A 26688-nucleotide genomic window follows, 5' to 3' on the forward strand; every position below is an offset into this window, starting at 1 on the left:
GGGGAAATAGGGGATTGGAATAGGGGTGAATCAACAGCGGGGCCGTTGTGGACCGTGGAGAGATGGCGGCGGCTCAGCCGCTGCGACCATGTCCTGCTCCCCGGTCCCGGTTCCCGCTGTCAGAGGCAATCAGCCGATGATGGCGAGGACGTCGTCTTCGCGCAGCACCTTGTACTCGACGCCTTCGGCCTTGTAGGACGAACCGGCGTACTGACCGTAGATGACCTTGTCACCGACCTTCAGCGACGGCGCACGCACCGAACCATTGTCCAGCGGCTTGCCCGGGCCCACGGCCACGACTTCGCCCTTGGTCGACTTTTCCTTGGCCGAATCAGGGATCAGGATGCCGCCGGCGGAGATTTCGTCGGCTTCGATCGGCTTGACTACAACGCGGTCGTGAAGCGGCTTGATGCTCATGAAGGACCTCTTAAGTATTTGAATGGTCTGAAGTTCCGGCAGTTTCCCCCAGCCAGGGCAGACGCTGGAGGCACCGCGCGTAAAAACGCCCGTCGAACGGGCTTGAAAGGGAGATGGGGCCCGAGCAGGGGCTTTCAAGGGCCCGGCGAAAAAAGGTTCCCCCGGAAGCCTGCGGCGGGGCGGAACCCCGCTCTGTTGCGGCTCAGCGGGAAAAGCCCCTGCCGAGCATGGCTCGGCACTATAGGCATAGCCGAAGCCCCCTCCCCTGTAGAGCGGAGCCATGCTCCGCTGAGGCCATACCGGAGAGCCCCTGCCGTGCAGGTATCAGCACTGCGCCCCTTCTTGTTCAAACCGGCACGCGCCACAGGCAAAAAAATGGCGCGCCGGGGGGACAACCGGACGCGCCATGCAGAGAGAGCCGCCCGAGCTGCGGGCTGAAGTGCTGTTTTTATGAAATCTCAGAGATAACGCGACCACAGCACCGAGGCGCTGGCCGGGGCCGAGGGGATGGCGCTGCTGCCGCCACCGCAGACCGGCAGCAGATTCAGACCGCTGCCATTGGGCACTTCCAACGAGATGCCGCCGGCCGTGATCGTGGTGTCGGCGCGCTGATTGCTGCCTACGGTGAGGCTGCCGTGGATGGTGACGATGGCGCCGCTGGTGGCCAGCTGCTTGCCCAGCATGACGCTGCCGCGAATGGTCCAACCGGCCATCGTTGCGCCTTCTTCGGCAATGATCGCGGTGTTGCCGATCGGCAAGCCGGTGTAGGTGACCGGCTTGCCCTGGCTGTCGCTGCCTTCCCAGGTGACGAACTCGGAACGGCTGGCGCACAGATTGGACGGATAGAACGCGCCGCCGCAGACCTTGCTCGCACCGGCAAAATTCGGCGCCACCAGATCACGGTGACCGGAGCTGTCCAGCGCCACATCGCCGCCCTTGTTCACGATGGTATTGAGCAGGTCCATCGTGGTGCCTCGGACGGCTACCGCCGCATCAAACCAGAGCACGCCCGCCGGCATCTTCTGGACGCCATCCAGCACCCAATTGCCGTTGCCCTGGCGGATGTTCAAGCAGCCCTGGTCGTTGCCGTTGGTGCAGGTCATCAGCTCCTGCAACACGCCGAGCTGGACGGCCGAAGGATTCCGCAACGGATACACGCCGTCGATGGACGAGCCATCGGCGCGTTTGACGTGCTGGACGGTCAGCTGCGGCAGGCCATTGACCGACTCGAAAATGTAGTTGGCCACACCCTTGTAATTACCGGCGTCCACCGCCTTGACCCGCGCGTCGCACCACGGCAGACCGGGCAGGCCCGGACTCGTCCCCGCCTGCTCGCTCAGCACATTGGCCAGCGGCGTACTCAGGCTGCCCGCCAAACGACCGCTACCGGTCACCCGCGCCTCCCGAACCGTCATGTTGCCGCCGCCGACCAGGTTTCCGATGGTGCCGGACACCATATCGATATGGCCACCGGCCCACAGCGTGTTGTAGCCACCGTTCCAGCCCAGCACCGACACCTTCTGCCCCCACAGCTGGCCGGCGATCACCGTATGGACGCTGGCGTCGCCACCCGCGACCGACAGCGAGGTGAACAGCAACGCATCCGGCAACACCGCATTGTCCGGGCCCTTGTCCCTGTCATCCCGCAGGCGCTCGGACGCCGCAGCGCCCGTCACCGCGCCACTGCTGGCATCAATGGTCACCTTGCTCAGATCAAGCAGGAAACGGCTCTGGTCGCTCAAGGTGATGACCAAGCGACCACTGTTGAACGGCACCACGTTGCCCTGGGTCCACGGAATGCCGCCGGTGACGGTAGTGGCGACCAGCTTGCCGCCCACTTCGGCGGTACCGATGGCACGGCCGCCGCTGTAAACCACCGCGCTGTACGTGCCGGCCTTGATCGCGGTGTAGTTGCCGCCGCTGACACCATTGCCAACCGACACGTTCCTACCCCACAGCGTGGTGCCGCTGGGGTTGCCCATCTGATTGATGGTGATGTCGCCTTCGGAATGAAGGTGGCCGTTGTTGGTAATGCCACCGCCACTGAGCGACACATTGCCTTTCACGCAGCCGGAGATGCGCGCCGACGAGCCGCCACCGATGGTCAGGTCGCCGGCCACCACCACGTTTTCGTAATCGACCGGATTGACCACCTCCAGCGAGCCGCCGCTGTAGTTGAGGTTGCCGTTGAACACCATCGGCGCGTTGGGCAGCGAGTGGCAGACTTCCGGCGTCCCCGGCGTGCCGCTGCCGGGCACCACGTCGTACACCACTTCCACGGTGGCGGTGGTCAGCGCCGAACCGACGCCGGCTTCACCGGTGACACGCGCGGTCACTTTGTACAGATCGGTGCCGGCGGTCTGCACCGACGACACCACCGCCGACCGCACGCCCAGCGCACCCAGTCCCGACACCAGCTTGGCGTCGTCACCCACCCAACCTGGCCACACGGTCTTTTCGACCTGCAGCAGATACAGCCGCAGCGCTTCCACACCGCGCCATGCCGCAGCCTGCGCGGCCGTGGCCGAATGCGTGGTCAGCTGCTGTGACTGAGTACCGCGCAAGGAATAAATCGTCGCGGCAACAGTGACCGATACCGCCAGGCCCACCATCAGCACGATCAGGATAGTGGTGATGCCACGCTGCTTCCGTGGCGAGGAAAAGCGACTCTTGTCCATGCGCGTACGCTCCTGGTCCATCAGCTTGAAACCGCAAGATTGGGCAGGCAGGCCTGAAACAGATGGCTGGCACCGTCGGCCTGTTCCATCACCACCTGCTGCCCCGGCAACACCATCGGCGAGGTGCTGAAATCCTGCTGCATGAAAGGCAGACATTGGCGTTCGGCCTTCAGCGCGAACACATAACCGGCGGCCAGGCTCATCGCGCCAACTTCACCTTCACCGCTGGCGTAAGCGCTGCCGTCTTTCTGCGCAGGTGTGAAAAATGCAGCACTGCCGGCCAACAGCTCGCGCTCGTTGGCCGACCAGTCAACGGCCGCCACATCGCTGCAGGCTTTGGGCGTGAAACGGTACAGGCCTTCGTTGTCCACCAAGCGCAGCCCGGAGCAGACAAAGCCGGTATCGGTGAGTTGTGCCTTGTAGCGCCACACCACTTCTTTGCCGGATGCACGCACGCCGAGCTTGCTGCTCAAGGCGTCCGCCGCCGGCACGCCGAAACCGGCTGATTGCATGTCCATCTGTGCGGCCAGCAACGCCGCCGATACCTGGCCGTCACGCAATGCCGAACGCGAGGCATTGGCGGACACTTCAATCATGGTTTTGTAGAGCACCAGCATCGCTGAGATGGTGATCAGCGAAATCACCAGGCCGATCATCATGCTGATCAGGCTCTGCCCGGTTTGATGACGGCGAACGCGAACAACGCGACGACGGCTGTGCATGGTCATTGCCTCGTGGATACGAGCAGGTCGGGATCGTCCTTGCTGCCACGGCGACCGCCCAAGTCAGCCGCCGACACGGTCAGATCCACCCGCTGCGGTGCAACGACCGTACGGGTGACGCCGGCCATGGACACGTTGGCCGATGCCGCTTCGCAGCTGATGTTGGCGTTCTTGTTGCCGGTGGGCAGCGCGATCTCGACCGTGCTGCCGCTGCACAGGCCAACGCCTTTGCTGTGCAGGTTGTCGCGCAGGCGCTCGACCACCAGGTTTTCCACCTTGGCGTCGCGCTGGTTGTTCATCATGTTGGCCGCGACATGCGCCAAGCCCGCACCAATCAAGCTGGTGATCAGCACGCCGACCAGGGCTTCGAGCATCATGTCGCCGCGCTGGCGACGGGGCGAATCAAAGCAGATCGACATAAAGCGGGTCCTGATTGTTCAGGCCAATGGCCAGACGCTGATGCGTACCGCCGCTGAGGCAGCTGCTGGCCGCCGGCAGACGCTGGCCACGATTGCCAAACGCGACGCAGGCCAGGTCGTCGGCAGCGGCGCTCAAGGCATCGGCATCGGCGAAGTCCGCTGCACCGGTCAACTTGATCTCCACGTTGCGCGGGAGCTCCCCACTCCACAGCACCTCGGTGCTATCGGCACGCAGCACCTGCAGTGCGCGGCCGTCACGCTGCAGCCGCGACGAGGTGCCTTGGCTGGTGGCCTGCGACGGGTTACGCAGCGCCAGCGAGCGCGCCTGCGACACCGCTTCCCACATCACATTGCGCGCCTGCATCTGGCGATTGCTGTCGATCCACTCCAGCGCGAATGGCGTGCCGGCGGCGGCCAATACCGCCATCACCGCCAACGTCACCATCAATTCGACCAGCGAAAATCCGGCAGCCCGCCGGCTCACGGCCAATCACTCACGCCGACGCAGTTGCCGCTGACCGCGCGGGTATTGCCCGCATCCACGCTCAAGGTGCAGCCGCTGGCCTTGCCCATCGAAGCGCTGGCAACGGCCTTGAGCTGGTAGCCGCCGCTGCTTGCTGAATAGGTGTAGGTGAAGTTGCCGGCCTTGGTCCCCGCGCTCCAGCCCTTCTTGGCGGCGCTGTCGCTGGCCGGGTAGCCCAGCGTGCGTTGGCGGAAATTCTCGACATTGCTCGACAGGGCGAGCAGGTCGCTCTGGGCCACGCGGATTTTGCTGCGCAGTGCGTAATCGGCGTAGGCCGGCAATGCGATGGCCGCGAGGATGGCAATGATGGCCACCACGATCATCAGTTCGATCAGCGTGAAACCACGAGTAGTGCGTCGTTCCATCAGGGCCTCCCTGCGGGCGCTGCGCGCCTCGTCCCCGTGTGTCTTGAGCTCTGGACGCTGCGTCCAGCACTCCCCCGTCAAGCAAACAGCTCACAAAAACAGTGACGAGCGGCAATATACATTTGATGACAACGATGTCAATACTTCCACCTGAAAGCGCCGCATTCGCATCTGCGACAATCCCCCGGATGGACGTAAGACTTGTCTTCTGCACCTGCCCGGATTCGGACAGCGCCCAGGTACTGGCCCACTTGTTGGTGGAGCGGCGCCTGGCGGCGTGTGTGAACTTGTTGCCGCCAATGCGGTCTGTGTACCGCTGGCAAGGCCAAGTTGAACAGGCACAGGAAGTGCAGTTGTTGATCAAGACCTGCGCTGATCGGCTGGATGCGCTCACCAGCGCCATCCAGCAGGAACATCCCTACGAATTACCGGAGATCATTGCGATCTCCCCCAGCGCTGGCTTGCCGGCGTATCTGGAATGGATCCGGGCACAGACCCGGGAGGAAACCTGAGTCGATGATGCTGTTGCGACGTTTCACCGCCCTTTGCCTGCTGTCGTTGTGCGCCCTGCCTGCCTGGGCCGTCAGCGAAAAAGACCTGCTCCCGGTAGACCAGGCCTTTGCCCTGCAAGCCACCGCGCCAAGCCGCGACCGCATTGAGCTGCGCTGGGCCATCGCCCCCGGCTATTACCTCTACCGCCACCGCACCAGCGTCAAGGCTGGCCCCGGCTTCAATGCGGGCGCCATCCAGTTCCCGCGCGGCGAGCAGAAAACCGACGAGTTCTTCGGCGATGTGGAGACGTACCACAGCCAACTGCGCGCCACCTTGCCCGGCAGTGCCGAGGCCGGCGTGGAAACGGTGAGCCTGGAAGTCCGCTATCAGGGCTGTGCCGATGCCGGCGTGTGTTACCCGCCGCAGAAGCGCACCATCGAAGTCCGCTTGCCCGGTGCCGGTACTGCCGCCGCATCGGCACCGTCACCGGCTCCGTCCGCCGCACCGATGTTCAACCCGCTGGCGGCGGCCAATGGCGGTGGTCTGAAGCTGCCGGGCGCCAATGCCGGCGCCGTGGCGGTGCAGAACCTGCCGCTGCCGCCGGACAAGGCATTTGGCTTCGAGGCCATCGTTGACGACGGCAACCGCCTGTTGCTGCGTTTCTCGCCGGCGCCGGGCTATTACCTGTACCGCGACCGCACCTCGCTGGCATTGGAAGGGGCCGCCGGCATCCGTACCGGTCGCCCGCAGTGGCCGGCAGGTCAGCCCTACCGCGATGAGCATTTCGGCAACGTGGTGGTGTACTTCGACCAGGTTGAAGTGCCGGTGCCGTTGCGCCGTGACCGTGCCGAAGCCACGCCGGCCACCTTGGTCGCCACGTTCCAGGGCTGCCAGACCGACGGCATCTGCTACCCGCCGATGACCCGCCGGGTGAAGCTGTCGCTGCCGGCCGGCAAGGTGTCGCCCAGCGAAGAAGCCATCGTCGCGCCGCTGGTGATCCCGCCGCTGCCCAGCGGCAAGAAGGATGACGTGCGCGTGTTGCCGGCGATCAACCCGAGCAACCTGCCGGCACCGCAGCCGCTGGTGGTTCGCCCCGATCCGGGCGCCCCCGATCTCACCCAGGCCGCGCCCGATGCGTCGGCCGAAAACAGCCAGCGCAGTCAGCCGCCCGCCACGCCCGTCGAGAAAAAGACCAACCGCTCGTTGTTCTGGGCGCTGCTGCTGGCGCTGGCCGGCGGTCTGATTCTGAATCTGATGCCGTGCGTGTTGCCGGTGTTGTCACTGAAGGTGCTGGGTCTGGCGCAAAGCGGTGAAAGCCGCCAGCACGCCCGTCGTCATGCGCTGTGGTACACGGCCGGTGTGCTGGTCGCGTTCTCGGTGATCGGCGGTCTGGTGTTGGCGTTGCGTGCCGCCGGGCAGGCCGCAGGCTGGGGCTTCCAGCTGCAGCATCCGTGGTTCATCGCGGCGCTTATCTATTTGATGTTCGTGGTCGGCCTGAGCCTGACCGGCGTACTGACACTGGGCAGCAATCTTGGCGGTGTCGGCCAGTCGCTGGCCCGTCGCAATGGCCCGATGGGCGACTTCTTCACCGGCGTGTTGGCTTGCGTGGTGGCCAGCCCGTGCATCGCACCGTTCATGGGCCCGGCCTTGGCCTACGCCTTTACCGCGCCGCCGGTGCTGGCCTTCCTGGTATTCCTGTTCCTTGGCGTGGGCTTGGCACTGCCGTTCCTGTTGATCGGCTTCGTGCCGGCACTGGCGCGCCGCCTGCCCAAACCGGGCGCGTGGATGGAAACCTTCAAGCAGGTGATGGCGTTCCCGATGTACCTCACCGCTATCTGGCTGCTGTGGGTGCTGGGCAAGCAGCGCGGCATCGACGCGATGGCATTGCTGCTGGCGGGCATGACGCTGCTGGCGCTGGGCCTGTGGTGGTTTGAACGCAGCCGCTGGCACAGCCGCAAGACCGGCATGGTGCTGGGCCTGGTGATCGCGGTGCTGGCGCTTGTGCCGGTGTGGGGCGTGACCCAGCTGGAAGCGCCGTCTGCAAATCGCCATGAAGAAGGCACCGTTGCCTACTCACCGGAAATGCTCGACCGCCTGCGCGCCAGCAACCGCGTGGTGTTCGTCAACATGACCGCCGACTGGTGCGTGACCTGCAAGGCCAACGAGCGTGGCGTGCTCAGCCGCGATGCCTTCCGCGACACGCTCAAGCGCGTGGATGCGGTGTACATGCGCGGCGACTGGACCAATGTTGATCCGCAGATCAGCGCATTCCTCGACCAGCACCAAGCGGTCGGCGTGCCGCTGTATGTGGTGTACGGCCCGGGCGCGCCGCCGCGCGTGCTGCCGACCGTGCTCACCCAGACCATCGTCGAAGACGCGCTGCTGCGCGCGGCGCGCTGAGATGCGCAGCGCGTTGTGGTGGGTGGTGGGTATTGCCGCAGCGGCCGGGTTGTCGGCCGGTGCCTGGTTGAGCCGCCCCACCACAGCGCCGCTGCCGTCGATGAGCACACCCTCGGCACCATTGAAATCGGCGACGCCGGTGCAGGGTGTGCGTGTTGGTGAGCTGATGCCTTCGTTCACCCTGCCCGACCTGGATGGCATGCCGGTGAGGTTCCCGGATCAGTTCAAGGGCAAGCCGCTGTTGATCAATGTGTGGGCGAGCTGGTGTGCACCGTGCATCGAGGAGATGCCGGAGCTGGCGCGGTTCGCCGCGCGTCATGCTGACACCGGACCGCAGGTGGTTGGTTTGGCGCTGGATACACCCGAAGCGGTACTGAACTTCCTCGGCAACGTGCCGGTGTATTACCCGATCGTGATCGAGACGCCGGGGCCAAACGATGCCAGCGTCAAGCTTGGGAACGCGCAGGGGCTACTGCCTTACAGCGTGTTGATTGACGCGCAGGGGCGCGTGCTCAAGCAGAAGCTTGGGCCGTTCAAGGCGGGTGAGATTGATGCTTGGGTTGCGGGTGTTGAGCCTGCAGCTACGCAGTGACCCTGCAAGTATTGGATTGATGGTTGCAGTTTTGATTGATGGCACGGGTAAGTACTGCGCAGCCGGGGTGTGGTCGGCGCCAAGAGCCAAGAGCTCCCCTCATCCGCCCCTTTGGGGCACCTTCTCCCGCTTGCGGGAGAAGGGAATGCACTCCGCTCGTGGTCAACTGCAACTGACGCATTTCCAGCTCGGCCCTGCTTTGCTTTGCCCTGCTTTGCTTTGCTTTGCTTTGCCCTGCTTTGCCCTGCTTTGCCCTGCTCTGCTTTGCCCTGCTTTGCCCTGCTCTGCTTTGCTTTTCATCCCTTCTCCCGCCTGCGGGAGAAGGTGCCCCGAAGGGGCGGATGAGGGGAAGCTTTGCTTTGAGCTTTTGCCTTTGAGCTTTTGCCTCTGGTTTCTGCTTGCTTCTGGCTTCTACAAGGTGCTTCGCACCTCACCCTCTCCCAACCCCTCTCCCGGAGGGAGAGGGGCTCAAGCTCAGATCACCAGAACACCGCATACAGCGCGATCAGGATGGCGATAACCGCCACCGCGCCGACGTTGAACACACCACCCGTGCGGTAATCCACATCGCGGGTAGTGATGATGTCCTTCTCCGGTGCCGCCGGTGTCAACAGTGAAACACCCACGGCCAAAGCCAGCGCCAGCAGGAACACCAATCCAACACGGTCGATGAAGGGCAACGCCGGCCAAGCCAGCTTCAACACGATCGACAACACGAACGAACCAATCGCCGCCGACAAGGCACCAGCCTCGTTGGCACGTTTCCAGAACAGGCCCAGCATGAAGATCACCACGATGCCCGGGGTGAAAAAGCCGGTGTATTCCTGGATGTACTGGAACGCTTGGTCGAAGCTGCCCAGCAAGGGCTTGGCGGTGAGAATACCCAGCACCACCGCCACTACCGCAGCGATGCGACCAACACGCACCAGCTTGGTCTGATCCGCTTCGGGGTTGCGCTTGGCGTAGAAATCCAAGGTGAAAATCGTCGCCACCGAATTGATCTTCGATGCCAGCGAGGCAACGATGGCCGCCACCAGCGCGGCAAACACCAGGCCAAGCGCACCGGTCGGCAGCATCCGCATCATCGTCGGATATGCCTGATCGGGTTTGTCCAGGTTCGGTGCCAGCATCACCGCGGCGATACCCGGCAATACCACGATCACCGGCATCAACAGTTTCAGGAACGCAGCAAACAACACGCCCTTCTGTGCTTCACCGATGCTCTTGGCCGCCAGCGCACGCTGGATGATGTACTGGTTGAAGCCCCAGTAGCTGATGTTCATGATCCACAGGCCGCCGAGCAGCACGCTCAGGCCGGGCAGGTCCTTGTAGAAGGGATTGTCCTTGCTGAGGATCATTTCGAAATGACCCGGCTGCGCCTGCCAAAGTTTGTTGAAGCCGGCGATGATTCCGGCGCCATCGCCGAGCTGGTTCAAGGTCAGCCCGGCAACGAACAGGCCGCCCAGCACCAGCAGGGTGACCTGTACGATGTCGGTCAGTGCCACTGCCTTGAGCCCGCCGTACAGCTGGTACAGCAGCGCGAACACGCCGATCAGCACCACCGCGGTCATCTGGTCGATGCCGGTGACCTGGTTGACCGCTACTGCACCCAGCCACAGGATCGAGGTGACGTTGACGAACACGTACAGGCCCAGCCAGAACACCGCCATCACCGTGCGGATGCGCGCGCCGTAACGCTGCTCCAGGAACTGCGGCATGGTGTAGATGCCGTTGCGTAGGAACACCGGCAGGAACCACTTGCCGACGATCAACAAGGTCAGTGCGGCCATCCACTCATACGAGGCCACCGCCAGACCGATCGCATAACCCGAACCGGACATGCCGATGATCTGCTCGGCGGAAATATTCGCCGCGATCAACGAGGCACCAATCGCCCACCACGGCAATGACTTGCTGGCCAGGAAGTAGTCCTTGGCGTCCTTGCTGTGCCCGGCTTTCTCCCGCGACACCCATTGCGCAAGGACGAAGATACCGGCCAGGTAGACCAGTACGATCGCGATATCCAACGTACCCAAACCCATCTCATCACTCCCTGTTGTGCACCGACCGGGCTGTCATCCCTGCGCCCTTTCGCTACCGACCCATCACAGGCCAAATCATCAGGTGCGCCGGTACCCTCCCGTACCGGCGCTTTCGCTGTTTCAGCGTGTTGCGCAGTCTACGTTTACCTCAGCCTCACCAGCAGCGCCAAGAGCGATCCGTGATACCGAGATATCCGCAACGGCAGCGGTTTCCAGTTCGGTCGTACGTTGGATCCTGGATAGATCCGCACCCGCGGCGGCGAAGCATTTGAGGGGCACGCCAACGCTGACCCACTTGCCGGCCGGAATGGCCGACAAGGTGGCTTGCAGGTCGACCTTGGCCGCACAACCCGCACCGCAACCCACGCCCACCGTCAACGGTGCCGATACCGCGCTGTCGCGACGTAACGTCAACTGCAACTGCACGTCGCCATTGCTCTCGCGGGTGACATCGATCGGTGTGGCTGCAATCAGCGCGAACTTTGCCAGCGCCGTGCCCGACCACTGCAGGCGGCGTGCATCTTCCTGCGCCTTGTGATCAACCGCGGTCATCTTCAAGGTGCCGTCGGCCAGCACGGTCGGCACGGTGGTGGCCGGCATGTCCGGCTGCGATGCACTGGACAGCTGCAGCGACAGGCCCAGCGACGGGCGGCCCTTCACGAAGTACACGCCGCTGCCGGCCTGCTCACCGGTCACGCCGGAGTCTTCCGGCAGCGCTGCCACATCTCCCTTGTCGGCGTAGCTCAGGCCGTGGCCGAACTTGTACAGCGGGTTGTGACCCGGCTTGTTGACCGCCGAGTCGATCGCGGTGCGCGGCCAGGAGAAGCTGAGCTTGCCCTTGAAGTCGTGGTTGACGCTGCCATCGGCCTTGCGCAGCAGCACATCGGCGATACCCGCGCCTTCCGAACCCGGCAACCAGGCCGCGACGAAGGCGTCGGAGGCATTGATCTCGCGGTTCATCCACAGCGGACGACCGCTGATGAACACCGCCACCACCGGAATGCCTTCGCTCTTCAGGCGTTTGAGCAGTTCCAGGTCGGCATCGTTGCCCGGCTTGTACAGCAGGTTGGGGATGTCACCCTGGAATTCGGCATAAGGCTCTTCGCCGAACACCACCACCGCGACATCCGGCTTGGCCTTGTACTTGCCATCGACCGCCAGCTCGGCGCTGCCACCAGCAGCACTGACTTCACGCTGCAGGCCTTCCCAGATGGTGTCGGCGTTGGGGAAGTCGGCACGAGTGGTGCCGGTGCCCTGCCAGTTCAAGGTCCAGCCACCGGCCTGCTTGCCGATGTTGTTGGCACCGTCACCGGCCACCAGCACCTTCTGATCGGCGCGCAGCGGCAGGATGCCGTTGTTGTTCTTCAGCAGCACCAGCGATTCGCGCACGGCCTGACGGGCGACCTCACGGTGCTCGGGGGCGCCCAGCAATTCAAACTTGCCGCCCAACGCACGCGCCGAAGGCTTGGGTGCATCGAACAGGTTCATGCGGAACTTCACCCGCAGCACGCGACGCACGGCATCATCCAGGCGCTCGGTCGAGAGCTTGCCCGACTTAACCGCGGCAACGGTGGACTCGTACATGCCCTTCCAGCTGTCGGTGGCCATCGCCATGTCCAGGCCAGCGTCATAGGTGGCCGGGCAATCCGTGGTGCTGCAACCGGGAATCTGGCCGTGGCCATTCCAGTCGCCGACCACGAAACCGCCGTAGTTCATGCGGCCCTTCAGCACGTCGGTCAGCAGCGGCTTGTGGCCGTGCATCTTGACCCCGTGGAAGCTGTTGAACGAAGCCATCACCGATTGTGCGCCGGCCTTGATGGCGGTGACGTAACCGGCGCTGTGGACATCGCGCAGCTCGGCCTCGCTGACCGCGGTATCGCCCTGGTCCTTGCCATCGGTGGTGCCGCCGTCGCCGACGAAGTGCTTGACCGACACCATCACATGCTTGTCGTCGAGGAAGTCCGGCGCGCCGACCTTGCCCTGCAGGCCTTCGACCATCGCTGCGGCGAACTCGGCCACCAGCTGCGGGTTCTCCGAATAGCCTTCGTAGGCGCGGCCCCAGCGCACGTCCTGCGGTACCGCCACGGTCGGCGCGAACGCCCACTCCATGCCGGTGGCGCGGGTTTCGGCGGCGGTGATCTGACCGATCCGGCGCTGCAGTTCAACGTTGCGCGTCGCACCCAGGCCAACGTTGTGCGGGAACAGCGTCGCGCCCACCACATTGCTCTGGCCGTGCATCGCATCGATACCGAACAGCAGCGGAATCGCCTTGCCGCCGGTCGAGGTATCCATCGACGCGGCCCAGAAATCATCGGCCACCTGCAGCCAATCCTTTGCCGGTGCGTTGTACTTGCCTCCCGGGTCGGAGCTGCCACCGGCCAGGATCGAGCCCAGCCGGTACTTGCGCACGTCATCCGGGGTGATGCTGGCCAGGTCGCCCTGCACCAGCTGGCCAACCTTCTCCTCCAGCGTCATCGTCGCCAGCAGATCATTGACGCGCTTTTCCAGCGCCGGATCTTCCGCCAGCGGCCATTCCACCGCCGGCCACTGTTCCGGATGGATCGTGCCGTCATACGCGGCATCGGCCGTAGCCGCCTGCGGTGCAGCCTTGTCGCCGCTGTTGCAGCCGGCCAGCACCGCGATACCCACTGCCAGCGCGCCAACCAGGGCAGCGCGGCGTGTCGAAAACGTCATCATCCTCAACCCTCCATCTGCTCGAGCGAACGACCCTTGGTCTCACGCACGAACTTGATAACAAAGAACACCGAGATCACCGCCGACACCAGATAGATGCTGTACGTCGATGCCAGACCAATGCCGGCCAGCAGCATCGGGAAGGTCACCGTGACGATGAAGTTCGCCGTCCACTGCGCCGCACCGGCAACCGCCAGCGCCGAGCCACGGATCTGGTTGGGGAACATCTCGCCCAGCATCACCCACATCACCGGACCCCAGGACACATTGAAGAACACCACGTAGGCATTGGCTGCGACCAGCGCCAGCGTGCCCATGCCGCCGGACAGCTGCAGGTGACCGTCCACCATCGAACCACTGGCGAAGGCGTAGACCACCAGTCCCAGCGATACCGCCATGCCGCTGGAGCCGATCCACAGCAGCGGCTTGCGGCCGATCTTGTCGATCAACAGCACGGTGACGATGCAGGCACCGATGCTGAGCGCGCCGGACAACACATTGATCAGCAGCGCATCGCTCTCGGAGAAGCCCACCGCCTGCCACAGCACCGCGCCGTAATAGAAAACCACGTTGATGCCGACCAGCTGCTGGAACACCGCAAGGCCAATGCCCACCCAGACGATCGGGCGGATCTTGCGGGTGGCCTTGTCGACCAGATCCGACAGCTGCGGGCGGTGGTGGTCCTGCGACAACGACGCGTCGATCTCGCCCAGCGTGGCCTGCGCCTGCTCGGCACCGAACAGGCGGGTCAGCACGGCCAGTGCTTCGTCCTTGCGACGCTTGACCACCAGGAAGCGCGGGCTCTCCGGGATGAACAGCAACAGCAGCAGGAACAGCAGCGACGGGATCGCCTGCATCCAGAACATCCAGCGCCATGCGGCCTGACCAGCCCACAGCGGCTCGGTCGAGGCGCCAGCGGCCTTGGCCAGCAGGTAGTTGCTGAGGAAGGCGATGAACAGGCCGGAGATGATCGCGATCTGCTGCACCGTGGCCAGACGACCGCGGTAACGCGGCGGTGCAACCTCTGCGATATAGGCCGGCGACATCACGCTGGCCGCACCCACCGCGAAACCACCGACCACGCGCGCGGCGATGAACACCAGCGAGCTGTGCGCACCACCGGCACCCAAGGCCGACAGCAGGAACAGCACCGCCGAGATGATCAACACCGAGCGCCGCCCCAGCCGATCGGCCAGGCGGCCGGCAAAGAACGCGCCGATCGCACAGCCCAGCAGCATCGAGGCTACTTCAAAACCCAGCTGCGCCTCGGTGGAACCAAAGGCCTGTTTCAGGCCATCGACGGTGCCGTTGATCACGCCACTGTCGAAGCCGAACAGGAACCCGCCTATCGTCGCCACCACGCTGATCAATACGATCAGCGCGGTGTTTTCCTTGTTTGCTGCTGACTGCCCCATCCCCTTACCCTCTCTGTCTGGTTATGTCGTCGGCCTGGTGCTCAGCGCAGCAGGTATTGATTGAGCAGGTTCTCGTAGCGCTCCTGCTTGCCGCTGGCCTGCACCGGTTCGCCGTTGCCGGCCGCAAGCTTGGCCAGCTCGGCCAAGCCCAGCTTGCCGCTGGCGAAGTCCTTGCCGGCACCGGCATCGAAGCTGGCGTAACGCTGTGCGCGCCACTGTTCCCACGGCGAGTCATTGAGCAGGCCGTGGGCCACTTCCAGACCGCGTGCGAACGCATCCATGCCACCGATGTGGGCAATGAACAGGTCTTCCATGTCGGTGGATTCGCGGCGCGGCTTGGCGTCGAAGTTCAGGCCGCCAACCAAGCCGCCCTGGCGCAGCACCACCAGCATCGCGCCGACGGTGTCGTACAGGTCGGTCGGGAACTGATCGGTATCCCAGCCATTCTGCGCATTGCCGCGGTTGGCATCGATGCTGCCGAGCAGGCCGTGATCGGAGGCGACCTGCAGGTCGTGCTCGAAGGTGTGGCCGGACAGCGTGGCGTGGTTGGCCTCGATGTTGAGCATGAAGTCGTCCTGCAGGCCATTGGCCTTGAGGAAGCCGGCGACGGTTGTCGAGTCGAAATCGTACTGGTGCTTCATCGGCTCCATTGGCTTCGGTTCGATGAAGAACTTGCCGGTGAAGCCGATGCTGCGACCGTAGTCGCGCGCAGCGCTGAGGAAGCGTGCGAAGTGCTCGAGCTCGCGCTTCATGTTGGTGTTGTGCAGGCTGGCATACCCTTCGCGGCCACCCCAGAACACGAAGTGCTCGCCGCCCAGTTCAACCGTGGCTTCCAGCGCGGCCTTGACCTGCACCGCGGCGCGGCTGACCACGTTGAAATCCGGGTTGGTCGCCGCGCCGTTCATGTAACGCGGGTGCGAGAACAGGTTGGCGGTGCCCCACAGCAGCTTGGTGCCGGTGGCCTGCTGGCGTTGCTTGGCCAGCGCCACCACATGCTTGAGATTCTTTTCGTAGGTGCCGATGTCATCGGCGTCCGGCGCCATGTCGACATCGTGGAAGCAGTAGTAAGGCACACCGAGCTTGGTGAAGAACTCGAACGCCGCATCGACCTTGGCCTCGGCGGTCGCCATGGCATCGCCCTTCTCCCACGGGAAGCGGCGCGTGCCCGGGCCGAACGGATCGGCACCGGCGTTGCAGAAGGTGTGCCAGTAGCAGGCGGCGAAGCGCAGGTGCTCGCGCATGCTCTTGCCACCGACCAGCTTGTCCGCGTCATAGACCTTGAACGCCAAGGGGTTGTCCGAGTCGCGACCCTCGAACGGGATCTGGCCGATGCCGGGGAAATACTCGGTGGCGCCTATGAAGGGCTGCTTGCTCATGGTGCGAATTCCTGTGTCGACAAACTACGGGGAAAGAATCAACCGCGGTACAGCGGCATGACGGCGTGCAGGTGCTGCAGGTAGCGCTGGTAGGCCAGCGCATAGGCCGCGCTGCGCGCGCCGTCGGGCGTGGCAGTGGCTGCGGCATCGGGGGTTACATGGGTGGCCGCGAGTGTGGCCAAGGATGCGTCGTTGCCGGCGCTGCGCTGTAATGCCCACAGCGCCTGCAGGGCGGCACCGAATGCCGCGCCTTCGGACTGCTGCGGCACTTCCACCGGCAGGCCGAATACATCGGCAACCATCTGCCGCCAGGCAGCGCTATTGCTGCCGCCACCGGTCAGCACGATGCGGTCGAAGCGCATGCCGGCGCCGACGAAGGCGTCAAAGCCGTACTTCAGTGCATAGGTCGCCCCCTCCATCGCCGCGCGGTAGAAGTGCGAGGGGGCCATGGTGGTGGTATCCAGGCCAGCCAGCACACCCTTGCCCAGCGGCAGGTCGGGGGTGCGCTCGCCATTGAGGAAGGGCAGCATCACCAGCCCATCGGCGCCCGGCGTGGTCGCATTGATATGCGCATCGCCGTCGCGGCTGCTGAAGCCGAACATGCGCGCCACCTGCTCGGTGACCACGGTGCAGTTCATCGTGCAGATCAGCGGCAACCAACCGCCGCTGGACGAACAGAACGCCGCCCATGCGCCACCGGCATCCACCACCGGCACATCGGAACTGGCGAACAAGGTGCCCGAAGTACCCAGGCTCATCGCCAGCTTGCCCGGCGCAACGCAGCCGGTGCCGATCGCGGCCATCATGTTGTCACCGCCGCCCGCGCCAATCTTCACCGCGGTCGGCAAGCCCAGGCGTGCTGCAGCCCCGGGCGCGATATCGAACAGGGCATCAGCGTCCACCAGTGGTGGCAGGCAGGCAGCGAGATCGCGGTTGGCATCGGTCGCCTTCAGCAGACCCGGCGACCACTGGCGCGTGCGTACATCCAGCCAGCCTGTGCCCGAGGCATCGCCGTGCTCGCAGTAGTACTGGCCGGTCAGCACGAAGTTCAGGTAGTCGTGCGGCAGCAGGATATGCGCCAGCTTTGCGTAGGCCTCCGGCCGGTGTTTGGCCGTCCAGGGCAGCTTGGAGGCGGTGTAGCCGGCAAGGATGGGATTGCCGGCCAGTTCGATGCAGCGTTGCGCGCCGCCGGCCGCGTCCATGATCTGTGCGCATTCGGCGCTGCTGCTGGTGTCGCACCACAGCTTGGCCGGCGCCAGCACCATGCCGTCCGCATCCAACGCGACGAAGCCATGCTGCTGGCCCGACACCGCCAGCGCCTGCACCTGCTGACGCAGCTGCGGGTCGATGCGGGCGAAGCAATCCTCCATCGCCGCGACCCACGCTGCCGGATCCTGCTCGCGGCTGCCGTCATCGGCACTGTGCAGCTGCAGCGGTGCGCTGGCCGTGGTCAGCAACTGCCGCTGCGCGGCGTCGTAGACCACGACTTTCAGGCTCTGCGTGCCCGCGTCGATACCGGCGACGATGCTCATGCCGCGCACCAACGGGAAGCAAGTTGACTCACGCAAGACTCCATTGACCGTCGTGCAGCTGCGCGGTGATGCGCTGGCCGGCACGCAGGTCCAGTTTCAGTTCGTGGGTTTGGTAAACGAGGTTGAAGGCGCCGCCGCGTTCGGCCAGCAGGCTGACCTGCTGCAGGCGGCCTGCGCTCCACTGCAGATCGAGCACGCCGGCATTGCGCACACGCACGCCCTGCAAGCTTCCCTGCGCCAGTTCGGCCGGCAGCGCAGGCAGCAGGAACACCGCCCCGCCCCAGCTCTGCACCAGCATCTCGACGATGCCGGCGGCGCCACCGAAATTGCCGTCGATCTGGAACGGCGGATGTGCGTCGAACAGGTTTGGATAGCTGCGCTGCGGTGCCAGCAGCAGGCGCAGGATCTGCAGGCAACGCTGGCCTTCGCCCAGCCGCGCCCACAGGTTCAGGCGCCAGGCGATGCCCCAGCCGGTCGCTTCGTCACCGCGCAGTTCCAGGGTGCGGCGTGCGGCGGCGCTGAGCTCGGGTGTGTCGCGGCGGTTGATCTGGCTGGACGGGTGCAGGCCGTACAGATGCGAGACGTGACGATGGTGCAGTTCCGGCGCCTGCATGTCCCAATCCTGCTGCCATTCCATCAGCTGGCCGGCGCGACCGACCCGGTTCGGCGGCAGCTGCGCACGCAGCGTGTCCAGTTGTGCGGCGAAGGCGTGATCGGTATCGAGCAGGCGAGCGGCTTCGATGCATTGGCCGAACAGGTCGCGTAGCAGCTGCGCATCCATGGTCGGCCCGGCGCAGATCGCCGCGCCGTGCGGATGCTGGTTCTCCGGCGAGATCGACGGCACCGTGACCTGGTGGCCGGTGTTCGGATCGCGCTGCAGGCTGTTGACGAAGAACAGCGCCGCGCCCTTGAACAGCGGCCAGACCTGGCGCAGGTAAGCCGGGTCGCGGCCATAGTCCCAGCGGTCCCACAGCTGCTGCAGCAGCCACGCGCCGCCAGTCGGCCACAGTGCCCACTGCGCGCCATCGGGCGGCGTGCTGACGCGCCACAGGTCGGTGTTGTTGTGCACCACCCAGCCATCGACGCCGTACATTTGCTGCGCGGTGAGCGCGCCGCTGCGGGCCAGTTCGCCGATCATCCGCTGCAAGGGCTCCACGCATTCGGGCAAGGCCGCCGCTTCGGCCGGCCAGTAGTTCATCTGCGTGTTGATGTTGAGCGTGTACTTGCTCTCCCACGGCGGGTCCATCAGATCGTTCCAGATGCCCTGCAGGTTGGCCGGCTGGGTGCCGGGACGCGAGCTGCAGATCAACAGGTAACGGGCATAGGCGTGGTACAGCGCGACCAGTGCCGGATCATCACCGCTGGCAAAGGCCGCGATGCGTTCGTCGGTAGGCTTGTCGGCGGCAACAGTGCGGCCCAGGTCCAGGCGCATGCGCCGGTACAGGCGCTGGTGTTCGGCCAGGTGATCGGCGCGCAGCTGCGCGGCGCTTCTGCCTGCGGCCTTGGACAACTGTGCGGCGGTGATCGCTTCCGGATCGCCGCCGACGTCATCGAAGGCGCGGTAGCTGGTGGCGGCGACCAGTCGCAGTTCCAGCTCACGCACGCCGTCGAAGGCGATGTGATCGGTGTTGATATGCAGCTTGCCGCCAACGTGGCGTACCTGCACACGGAACGCAAAACGCAGCTTGCCGGGCACACCGTCGCGCGACACGTTGTGGCCGCTGACCAGCCAACCATCGTCGGTGGCCGTCGTACTGGTTGCGTGCTCGTTGGCGGTGCGGAAGAAACCGCCCATCGGCTCGCCGTCTTCCACGGTGTAGCGCAACACCAGGCATTGATCGACCGGCGAGATGAATACCTCGCGGCGATGCAGGCCGGCACCGGCGCGGAAGCTGGTGCGGGCAATGGCCTCATCCAGATCCAGCTCACGGCGGTAATCGCTGATGCCTTCCAGGCGATGGAACTCCAGCCACAGGTTGCCCAGCGGCTGGTACGGCATCTGTTTGACCGGCCGCGAGATCAGCGTCTCGTTGGCCAGCGCCTCGGCGGCGGCATAGTCGCCGGCGAAGACCAGCTCACGCACGCGCTGCACGCTGTCGCGCGCACGCGGGTTGACCGCGCTGTATGGGCCACCGGCATAGAGCGTGTCTTCATTGAGTTGCAGGCGCTCGTTGGCGACGCCACCGAACACCATCGCGCCAAGCCGGCCATTGCCCAGCGGCAAGGCCTCCACCCAGCTGCGCGCCGGCTGCCGGTACCACAGCAGGTCAGCGGCCGACGCCGCGACTTTCGGCGTCGCGGCCTGCAGCATGCCGGCCAGCGGCAGGTTGCCGACGGCCAGCGCGGCCGCCGCGCCCTTGAACAGCGCACGGCGGCCGGGCTGTGCCAGCCCGGCGCTTTCAGTGGTCATCCCGACGACCGGGGCAGGACCGTTTGCAGCGTTCATTCCGGCCCTCCCAGACTCAAATGTCCACCGGTTTCCATAATGCCGAACTCGGCTGCCGCTGTCAGGGGGCAGCCGGACGGGTGATGGCCTGTGCCTTGCCGTCGTAACGCACCACCACGTCGGCCTTGGGCTCCAGCGTGCCGATGCCGTCACGCGGGCCATCGACCCAGCGCACGCGCAGCTCGCGCTTGTCCTGCATGCCCGGGTAACTGCCCTCGCGCGCACCAATGCTCAGCACGCCCTTGGCCTGGTCCCACTGCAGCGCGATGCGGCTGGACTGGCCACGCTCGTAGCCATAGTTGCGGCCGTTGTCCTCGTACAGCGAGAAGCTGCCGTCGGCGCCGGTATAGACCTCGATGGTGACCGGTGCGTTGGGCTGCTCGTCGACGTACTGCTGGACCACGGTGCGCGGGACGATGGAGCCGGCACGCACGAACAGCGGGCTGCGCTCCAGCGGTGCGGCAGCGGTGATGGTCTGGCCACCGGCATGACGCTCGCCGGTGTTGAAGTCGATCCAGCTGGTGTCGGCCGGCAGGTAGACCTGGCGGCTGGTGGCCTTGAACTCGGTCACCGGCGCGACCAGGAAGGCCGGGCCGAACAGGTACTGGTCGGCGATGTCACGCACCTTGGGGTCGGCCGGGAAGTCCATCGCCATCGCGCGCAGGATGGTGCCGTCCTTCTGCCAGGTATCACCGGCCAGGGTGTAGATGTAGGGCAGCAGCGTGTAACGCAGCTTCAGGTAGTGGACGAAGCTGTTGTAGTGCGCCGAGCCTTCCGGGGCGATTTCCCAGATCTCGCGGTACGGGAACTGGCCGTGCAGGCGGAACACCGGCACGAAGGCGCCGTACTGGAACCAGCGCAGGCTCATCTCGCGCCACTCCGGCAGGTGCGCCGGGTCCTTGTCGATGAAGCGCTGCTCCGGCGAGAAGCCACCGATGTCGAAACTGACGTTCGGCGCACCGGCCATCGAGGCATTGACCAGGCCGGAGATCTGCTCACGCATGTCGTCCCAGCGCGGCACGATGTCACCGCTCCAGAACGCCGCACCGGCGCGCTGCTGGCCGGCGAAGTAGGCCCGCGAGAGGATGAACACGCGCTTGTCCGGATCGACCTCGCGCGAGCCTTCGTACACGCCTTCGGAATGCACCAGCGGATAGGAGTTGAAGTACTCCACCGAGGAACCGATCGCAGTCGGCGTGGTGCGCGCCTTGCGCTCACCGATGTCGATGTTGCTGTGCAGGTCCGGCTCGGAGGCGTCCAGCCACCAGGCGTCGATGCCACGGCTGTTGAGCTTCTCGTTGACCTGCCGCCAGAAGATGTCGCGGCCCTTCTGCGAGTACGGATCGTAGAAGGAACTCAGGTAGCCTTTGCCGATCCAGTCCAGCTCGCCGACTTCGACGTTGCGGTGGTACATGGCACCAGCGGCGTCGAGTTCCTTGTAGTTGGCGGTGGTCGGGTAGAACTTCGGCCACACCGAAATCATGATCTGCGCGTTCTGGTCGTGCACGTGCTTGATCATGCCGGTCGGGTCCGGGAAGTTCCTGCTGTCGAAGTCGTGCGAGCCCCAGGCGTCTTCCGGCCAGTACGACCAGTCGAGCACGATGGCGTCGATCGGCAGCTTGCGGCGGCGGTACTCGTCCAGCGCACCGGTCAGCTCGTCCTGGGTCTTGTAGCGCTCGCGGCTTTGCCAGAAGCCATACGACCACTTCGGCAGCAGCACGGCCTTGCCGGTCAGTTCGCGGTAGCCAGCGATCAGTTCGTCGGCATTGCTACCGGCGACCACGTAGTAGTCGATCATCTGCCCGGCTTCGGACCAGATCGAAAGATCATTGGCTTCGGCGGCCGGCAGCGGATCGCGATGCAGCAGCGCGATATAGGCCGGATCGATCGCATCCCATTCCACCTTCACCTGGTGCTTCTGGCCCGGCTGCAGGTCCAGCGCGAACTCGTGGTGCCACGGGTTCCAGTTCTGGCGCCAACGGTCGATCACCAGCTTGCCGTCGATGTAGACCTTGGCGTACTCGCTGTTGTACATCGAGAACGTGTGGCGGCCGCCCTGCTTGGCTTCGATTGCGCCTTCCCACACCACCTGGGTACGGCCGCCCTGGGCCTTGTTCCAACCGTCGGCGGGCAGCGCCTTCAGGTCCTTGATGTACTGGTAGTTGATCTCGTTCTCGCGACGCACCACACGCTGCTGGCCATCGAACGAATAGGTCGCGGTGAATGCACCCGGCTTGCCCTGCGCGTCATAGACCACCAGGTCTTCCTGCAGCGGTCGCAGGCCCTTGGGATCGCCGTAACGGGTGATCGAGTTGTTGTCCCAGAGGATGCCGTAGTTGCGGCTGGAGATCAGGTAGGGAATGGCGTTGTCGATGTTGTGCTGGAGCAGTTCTACATCGCGGCCCTTGAGGTTCATCCAGCCTTGCTGGTGCAGGCCTGTGCCGTACAGGGCTTCGCCTTCGACCGAATCAAAGCGCTGGCGCACGCTGTACATCGGCTTGCCTTCCACCTGCCCGGCACTGAAGTCGCGGGTTGCGCTGGACTCGGCCAGCAGCGGCTTGCCGGCAGCGTCGAAGAAGCTGACGCGGCCATCGGCCAGTGCTACCTGCGCGGAGATACCCGCGGCCTTCAGGGTCACTGCGCTGGCGTCCTGGCTGACCTCGAATGCCGGCACCGGCGCGCTGTTGGCCACGCGCATCAGGCTGGGGCTGCGCTGGAAATCACCATCCACGTCCGCGCTGACGCGCACGATGCGGTCGTCCACCAACTGCAGGCGCACATCGGCGGCCTTGGCATCGGCCGGGCGCACGATCACACCATCGGCCTGGCGCTCCACGGTCTGTGCCGATGCGGCCAGCGGCGCCATCGCGGCGGCCACGGCCAGTGCCAGCAGGCTGGTGCGCAGCCGCGCGTGCTTGTTCTGCAACATCATTGGATCTCCCTCCGTTGGGGCGCCTGGTTGGCGCCTTGCTGTATGCGACTGCTCAGTACGTGGCCAGCTTCACCCGCAGCAACTGCGGTGCGCTGGAGAAATTGAGGCCGTAATCGGTCTGGTCACCGTTCCAGCGGCGGCGGAACTTCCACTCGCCGTCGACATAGGTGCCTTCATCCACCGAGTGATAGATCTGCCGCTCGGCCACCGCCGGATCGGCCGCCACCAGGCTGATGCGCGCGTGCGCACCGGTGACCAGGAATTCATCCGCTGCCAGCTGCACCACCAGCGCCCGGCCAATCGGCTCGGGGTTGCCCGGCGGCTCGCCCTGGAACCAAAACTGCGGCACGCCATAGGTGATCACCGCGTTCCACTTGTCGTCGATCTTCAGGGTCTGCACGGCCTGCCCTGGCTGCTCGGCGGTGGCGCGCACCTTGCCCTCGAAACTGGCCTTGGCGATCACCCGGGCAGCCGGCGCCACCAGGCGATAGTTGAGTGCGAACGGCTCCAGCGTCTCCGGGTTCATGGCCCGTGCGCCGAGTGGATAGTTGGAGTACTTGGAGTAGTCGATGCCGAACGGCGACCAGCCGATGGCCTGGTGTCCCAACGCGGAGAAGAAATAACGCGCGTACTCCTCGCGGTTGCCGGTCTCGGCGACGAACAGCGGATTGTCGGCGCGCGAATAGCGCTCCAGCACCGTGGTGTACATCGTGTACTCGGGCATGTAGATGTCCGGTGCCAGCAGGTCGATGTTCGGCGCTGCTGCCTTGTACACGTCCAGCACGTTGTCGGTGGGGCCACCGCTGGCGTACTGCCCGGGCTGGCCCGGGTTGAACGGGCCGCGCAATGCTGCATTGACCAGCATCGGCAGGTTGTACTCGGCCTTGCCGGCAGCAGCCACTTGATCAATGAAGTGGGCGATATGCCAGGCATGGAAGAACTCGTCGGCATCAGCCCCGAACACGTCACGCCACGTCCCCGGCTGCTTGCCCAGCTTCTTCAGCAAGGCCTCGGGCACGGCCGTATCGAAATCCTTCTGCGCAAGCGGCGAGAAGTCACGCACGCTGCCATAGGTACCCGGCTCGTTCTGCGGCTGCACCATGATCACGGTGTGCTGCGGGTCCTTGGCCTTCAGGTGACGCATCAGCTGCACGAAGGCCTTGCGGTCGGCCTCCAGGGTTGCCGGTGCATGCGGCGACAACGAGTTGAGGGTGCGGCCGTCGGCGGTGATCACGCGCGGGAAGCGCTGGTTGTCCAGCTTCACCCACTCCGGCGCGTAGTTCGGGCCGTTGTTCTTCCAGGTGGCGAACCACAGCAGGATCAACCGCACGTTCTTTTCGCGGGCCTGCTCCAGCAGGGTATCGACGAAGGCGAAATCGAACTCGCCCTCCTTGGCTTCCACCTGTTCCCAGCCTACCGGCACCATCACCGTATTCGGCTTGACGATGTCGATGGCTGGCCATACGTCGTCCAGCGCCTGCGGGTAGTTGCTGGAGTTGTTGACCTGCGCGCCAAGGATCAGGAACGGCTTGCCATCGACGAACAAGGCATGGCGACCATTCTCGGTGACCACGCGCGGCAGGTCCGCTGCAGTGGCCGAGATCGCGGCTGCAGTCTTGGCTTCACCACCTTGCGCAGCGGGTGCGTCCGGGTTGGCGCTGCCACAGGCAGCCAACAGCAATGCCATCGCGGTTGCGAGCAGGCCACCGGTGACCGGCGCGGAACGTTGGGAAGTCAGCTTCATGGTCGTTTCCTTTTGCTTCATGCAGGTATTCCGCACGGTCATGGCCCGGTGCGGAAAGGCGACGCCGGCAAGCCGGTGGCACCTGTCAGGTTGGCGCCCTGCGCGGTATCGCTCCAGCCATAGCGCGCGGCCACCGGCGCCTGCACTGCCCTGCTCTGCAGGATCACCCGGTTGCTATCGATGCGGGCCTGCGCACGATGGAAATGCCCATCACTGCCGGCAACCTCAAAGCCCTTCAGTTCACCACCACCGCCTACCTGCAACGGCGCAGCGCCCGCGTCGAAACGCAGCACCACGCTGCTGCCCTGCACGTCATGGCCGACATAGCTCGGGCCGGATGCAATGACCGTGCTGTCGCCATAAACCAGCTTCCCTGCGGCGAGCGCCAGACGATCACCAACGGTGCGCTTGTTGCGCGGGTGGATATCGTGCACATCGCCAACGTCGGTGATCACTACCTGGGCGGTGGCCGGCAATGCCAGCGTCGTGCCCTGCGATTCGCGCAGCAGCGCCCACGGACTTTCGACCGCTACATCATCCGCATCGCGCTTGTCCGCACCGGACGAGAACGGCGCCAGCTGGACCCACAGGAACGGCAGCGCAGGTGCCTTCCACTGTGCGCGCCATTGCGTGATCAATGCCGGGAACTGCTGCCGGTACTTCTGTGCCTGCGGCAAGGTGTTGGCGTTGGATTCGCCCTGGTACCAGAGCACGCCACGCACGCCGTAATCCTGCAGTGGATGGATCATCGCGTTGTAGAGAAGGGTTGGGTGCTGGTTCTTGTCATCGACCAGCGCGACCTGTGCGCTCTCGACGCGGAAGCTCCAGCCATCCAGCGCACGCGCGGCCGCGCCCTGCGGCTGCACGAACACTTCGCTGGCTTCGCCGTGGATGCCACCGCCGCCGCCGAAGTCCTGCACACGCACGGCGACATGGTTGAGCCCTGCATGCAATGCGGACGCAGGCACGCTGTAGCGACGCGCCAGGTTGTACTGCAGCTTGGTTTCGCCGACCTGCTGGCCGTTGACCCAAGTGGTATCGCTGTCGTCGATGCGGCCCACGCCCAGAATCACGCCCCTGGCGGCTTCATCGGCACTGAGGCGGAAGCTGGCGCGGTACCAGGCAACGCCGTCCATGCCATTCCAGCCCTGGCTTTCCCACAGGCCGGGCACGGTGATGGTGGTCCACTGCGCCGCATCGGCATCGGCCTCATGCCAGTGGCTGGCATCGGCCAGCAGCTGCGGCCAGCGCGCAAGGTTGGCGTGGGTAACCTGCAATGCGTTGGCATCGGCGTCGCGCAGTGCAGCCGCCTGCGCGGCCAGCGCGGCGCCGTCCAGACCCTGCGTTGCTGCGTCGGTCCATGCTTCGATGGTGCTGCCGCCCCAGGTGCTGTCGATGATGCCGACCGCTACACCGGTGCGCGCGCGCAGCTGCTGTGCGAAGTAATACGCCACTGCCGAGAAATCACCAGCAGTGCGGGGATTTGCCTGCCGCCAGTCGCCGCCATTGAGCTGCCACTGCGATGCGCCGGCCCACGACTTGGGAATCTTGAAATGGCGGATCAGCGGATCATTGGCAGCGGCTATCGCTGCCTCGGCGCCATCGGTCTGGGCCAGTGGCCATTCCATGTTGGACTGGCCCGAGGCCAGCCACACTTCACCGACGTAGACGTCATGCAACTGCTTTGGCGCAGCCTTGTCGTCGATGCTCAGCACATACGGGCCGCCAGCTCGTAGCGCGGCCAACTGCGCACGCCAGTTGCCGTCGGCAGCGGCCTTCACCGTCACCTGCCTGCCCGCGAAATCGATGCGTACCTGTGCACCCGGTGCAGCCTTGCCCCATACAGGCACGGGCTGGTCACGCTGCAGCACCATGCCGTCGGCGAATACGCGCGGCAGC

General features: G+C 65.0%; 18 protein-coding genes. 3 read left to right on the plus strand and 15 right to left on the minus strand.

What is annotated here, in order from left to right; all coding sequences use genetic code 11:
• Window positions 1-129: 129 nt before the first annotated feature.
• From ACREP4_RS13520 to ACREP4_RS13545, 6 genes are all read right to left on the minus strand, one after another.
• Window positions 130-417 carry a co-chaperone GroES gene (locus ACREP4_RS13520; RefSeq protein WP_057631623.1) on the minus strand — a complete coding sequence of 96 codons (288 nt, stop codon included), beginning with the start codon at window positions 415-417 and terminating at the stop codon, window positions 130-132.
• Window positions 418-875: 458 nt separating this feature from the next.
• On the minus strand, window positions 876-3095 hold the full coding sequence (locus ACREP4_RS13525) for a hypothetical protein (protein ID WP_431596716.1): 2220 nt from the start codon (window positions 3093-3095) through the stop codon (window positions 876-878).
• Window positions 3096-3115: 20 nt separating this feature from the next.
• Window positions 3116-3823: a PilW family protein gene (locus ACREP4_RS13530; RefSeq protein WP_431596717.1), complete on the minus strand. Its 708-nt coding sequence runs from the start codon at window positions 3821-3823 to the stop codon at window positions 3116-3118.
• Window positions 3820-4236, minus strand: coding sequence for a hypothetical protein (locus ACREP4_RS13535; protein WP_431596718.1), 417 nt, complete (start codon window positions 4234-4236; stop codon window positions 3820-3822). Before ACREP4_RS13535 ends, ACREP4_RS13530 begins: the two co-directional genes overlap by 4 nt.
• Window positions 4220-4720: a pilus assembly FimT family protein gene (locus tag ACREP4_RS13540; protein ID WP_431596719.1), complete on the minus strand. Its 501-nt coding sequence runs from the start codon at window positions 4718-4720 to the stop codon at window positions 4220-4222. The genes ACREP4_RS13535 and ACREP4_RS13540 overlap by 17 nt, the downstream gene beginning before the upstream one ends.
• Window positions 4717-5124 (minus strand): type IV pilin protein, encoded by a 408-nt coding sequence (locus tag ACREP4_RS13545; protein WP_431596720.1) that lies wholly within the window; start codon window positions 5122-5124, stop codon window positions 4717-4719. The genes ACREP4_RS13540 and ACREP4_RS13545 overlap by 4 nt, the downstream gene beginning before the upstream one ends.
• A gap of 179 nt (window positions 5125-5303) precedes the next feature.
• On the opposite strand from ACREP4_RS13545, the gene cutA reads away from it, so the two are divergent.
• The 3 genes from cutA to ACREP4_RS13560 are packed head-to-tail and all read left to right on the plus strand — an operon-like array spanning window position 5304 to window position 8608.
• Window positions 5304-5636, plus strand: coding sequence for a divalent-cation tolerance protein CutA (gene cutA / locus ACREP4_RS13550; protein ID WP_431596908.1), 333 nt, complete (start codon window positions 5304-5306; stop codon window positions 5634-5636).
• 4 nt (window positions 5637-5640) lie between these two features.
• Window positions 5641-8016, plus strand: a complete 2376-nt coding sequence (locus ACREP4_RS13555) for a protein-disulfide reductase DsbD family protein (RefSeq protein ID WP_431596721.1) — start codon at window positions 5641-5643, stop codon at window positions 8014-8016.
• 1 nt (window position 8017) lies between these two features.
• Window positions 8018-8608, plus strand: coding sequence for a TlpA family protein disulfide reductase (locus ACREP4_RS13560; RefSeq protein ID WP_431596722.1), 591 nt, complete (start codon window positions 8018-8020; stop codon window positions 8606-8608).
• Between the two features lie 479 nt (window positions 8609-9087).
• On the opposite strand, the gene ACREP4_RS13565 is transcribed toward ACREP4_RS13560, so the two are convergent.
• From ACREP4_RS13565 to ACREP4_RS13605, 9 genes are all read right to left on the minus strand, one after another.
• A complete protein-coding gene (locus ACREP4_RS13565) occupies window positions 9088-10650 on the minus strand; it encodes a sodium/sugar symporter (RefSeq protein ID WP_431596723.1) in 1563 nt (520 codons plus the stop codon).
• Window positions 10651-10770: 120 nt separating this feature from the next.
• A complete protein-coding gene (locus tag ACREP4_RS13570) occupies window positions 10771-13347 on the minus strand; it encodes a glycoside hydrolase family 3 protein (protein ID WP_431596724.1) in 2577 nt (858 codons plus the stop codon).
• Between the two features lie 2 nt (window positions 13348-13349).
• Window positions 13350-14759 carry a sugar porter family MFS transporter gene (locus ACREP4_RS13575; protein ID WP_431596725.1) on the minus strand — a complete coding sequence of 470 codons (1410 nt, stop codon included), beginning with the start codon at window positions 14757-14759 and terminating at the stop codon, window positions 13350-13352.
• 41 nt (window positions 14760-14800) lie between these two features.
• The gene (xylA, locus tag ACREP4_RS13580; RefSeq protein ID WP_431596726.1) at window positions 14801-16135 is read right to left on the minus strand and encodes a xylose isomerase; all 1335 of its coding nucleotides are present in this window, start codon (window positions 16133-16135) and stop codon (window positions 14801-14803) included.
• A 38-nt stretch (window positions 16136-16173) separates the two neighbouring features.
• Window positions 16174-17667, minus strand: coding sequence for a xylulokinase (gene xylB, locus ACREP4_RS13585; protein WP_431596727.1), 1494 nt, complete (start codon window positions 17665-17667; stop codon window positions 16174-16176).
• A 28-nt stretch (window positions 17668-17695) separates the two neighbouring features.
• Window positions 17696-20077 (minus strand): glycoside hydrolase family 95 protein, encoded by a 2382-nt coding sequence (locus tag ACREP4_RS13590; RefSeq protein WP_431596728.1) that lies wholly within the window; start codon window positions 20075-20077, stop codon window positions 17696-17698.
• 97 nt (window positions 20078-20174) lie between these two features.
• Window positions 20175-23042: a TIM-barrel domain-containing protein gene (locus ACREP4_RS13595; RefSeq protein WP_431596729.1), complete on the minus strand. Its 2868-nt coding sequence runs from the start codon at window positions 23040-23042 to the stop codon at window positions 20175-20177.
• A 55-nt stretch (window positions 23043-23097) separates the two neighbouring features.
• Complete coding sequence (locus tag ACREP4_RS13600) at window positions 23098-24789, minus strand: DUF5597 domain-containing protein (RefSeq protein ID WP_431596730.1); 1692 nt, start codon at window positions 24787-24789, stop codon at window positions 23098-23100.
• Window positions 24790-24827: 38 nt separating this feature from the next.
• Window positions 24828-26663 (minus strand): sialate O-acetylesterase, encoded by a 1836-nt coding sequence (locus ACREP4_RS13605; RefSeq protein ID WP_431596909.1) that lies wholly within the window; start codon window positions 26661-26663, stop codon window positions 24828-24830.
• Window positions 26664-26688: the final 25 nt, after the last annotated feature.

The sequence above is a fragment of the Stenotrophomonas sp. genome (genome assembly GCF_050737575.1).
Taxonomy (GTDB): Bacteria; Pseudomonadota; Gammaproteobacteria; order Xanthomonadales; family Xanthomonadaceae; genus Stenotrophomonas.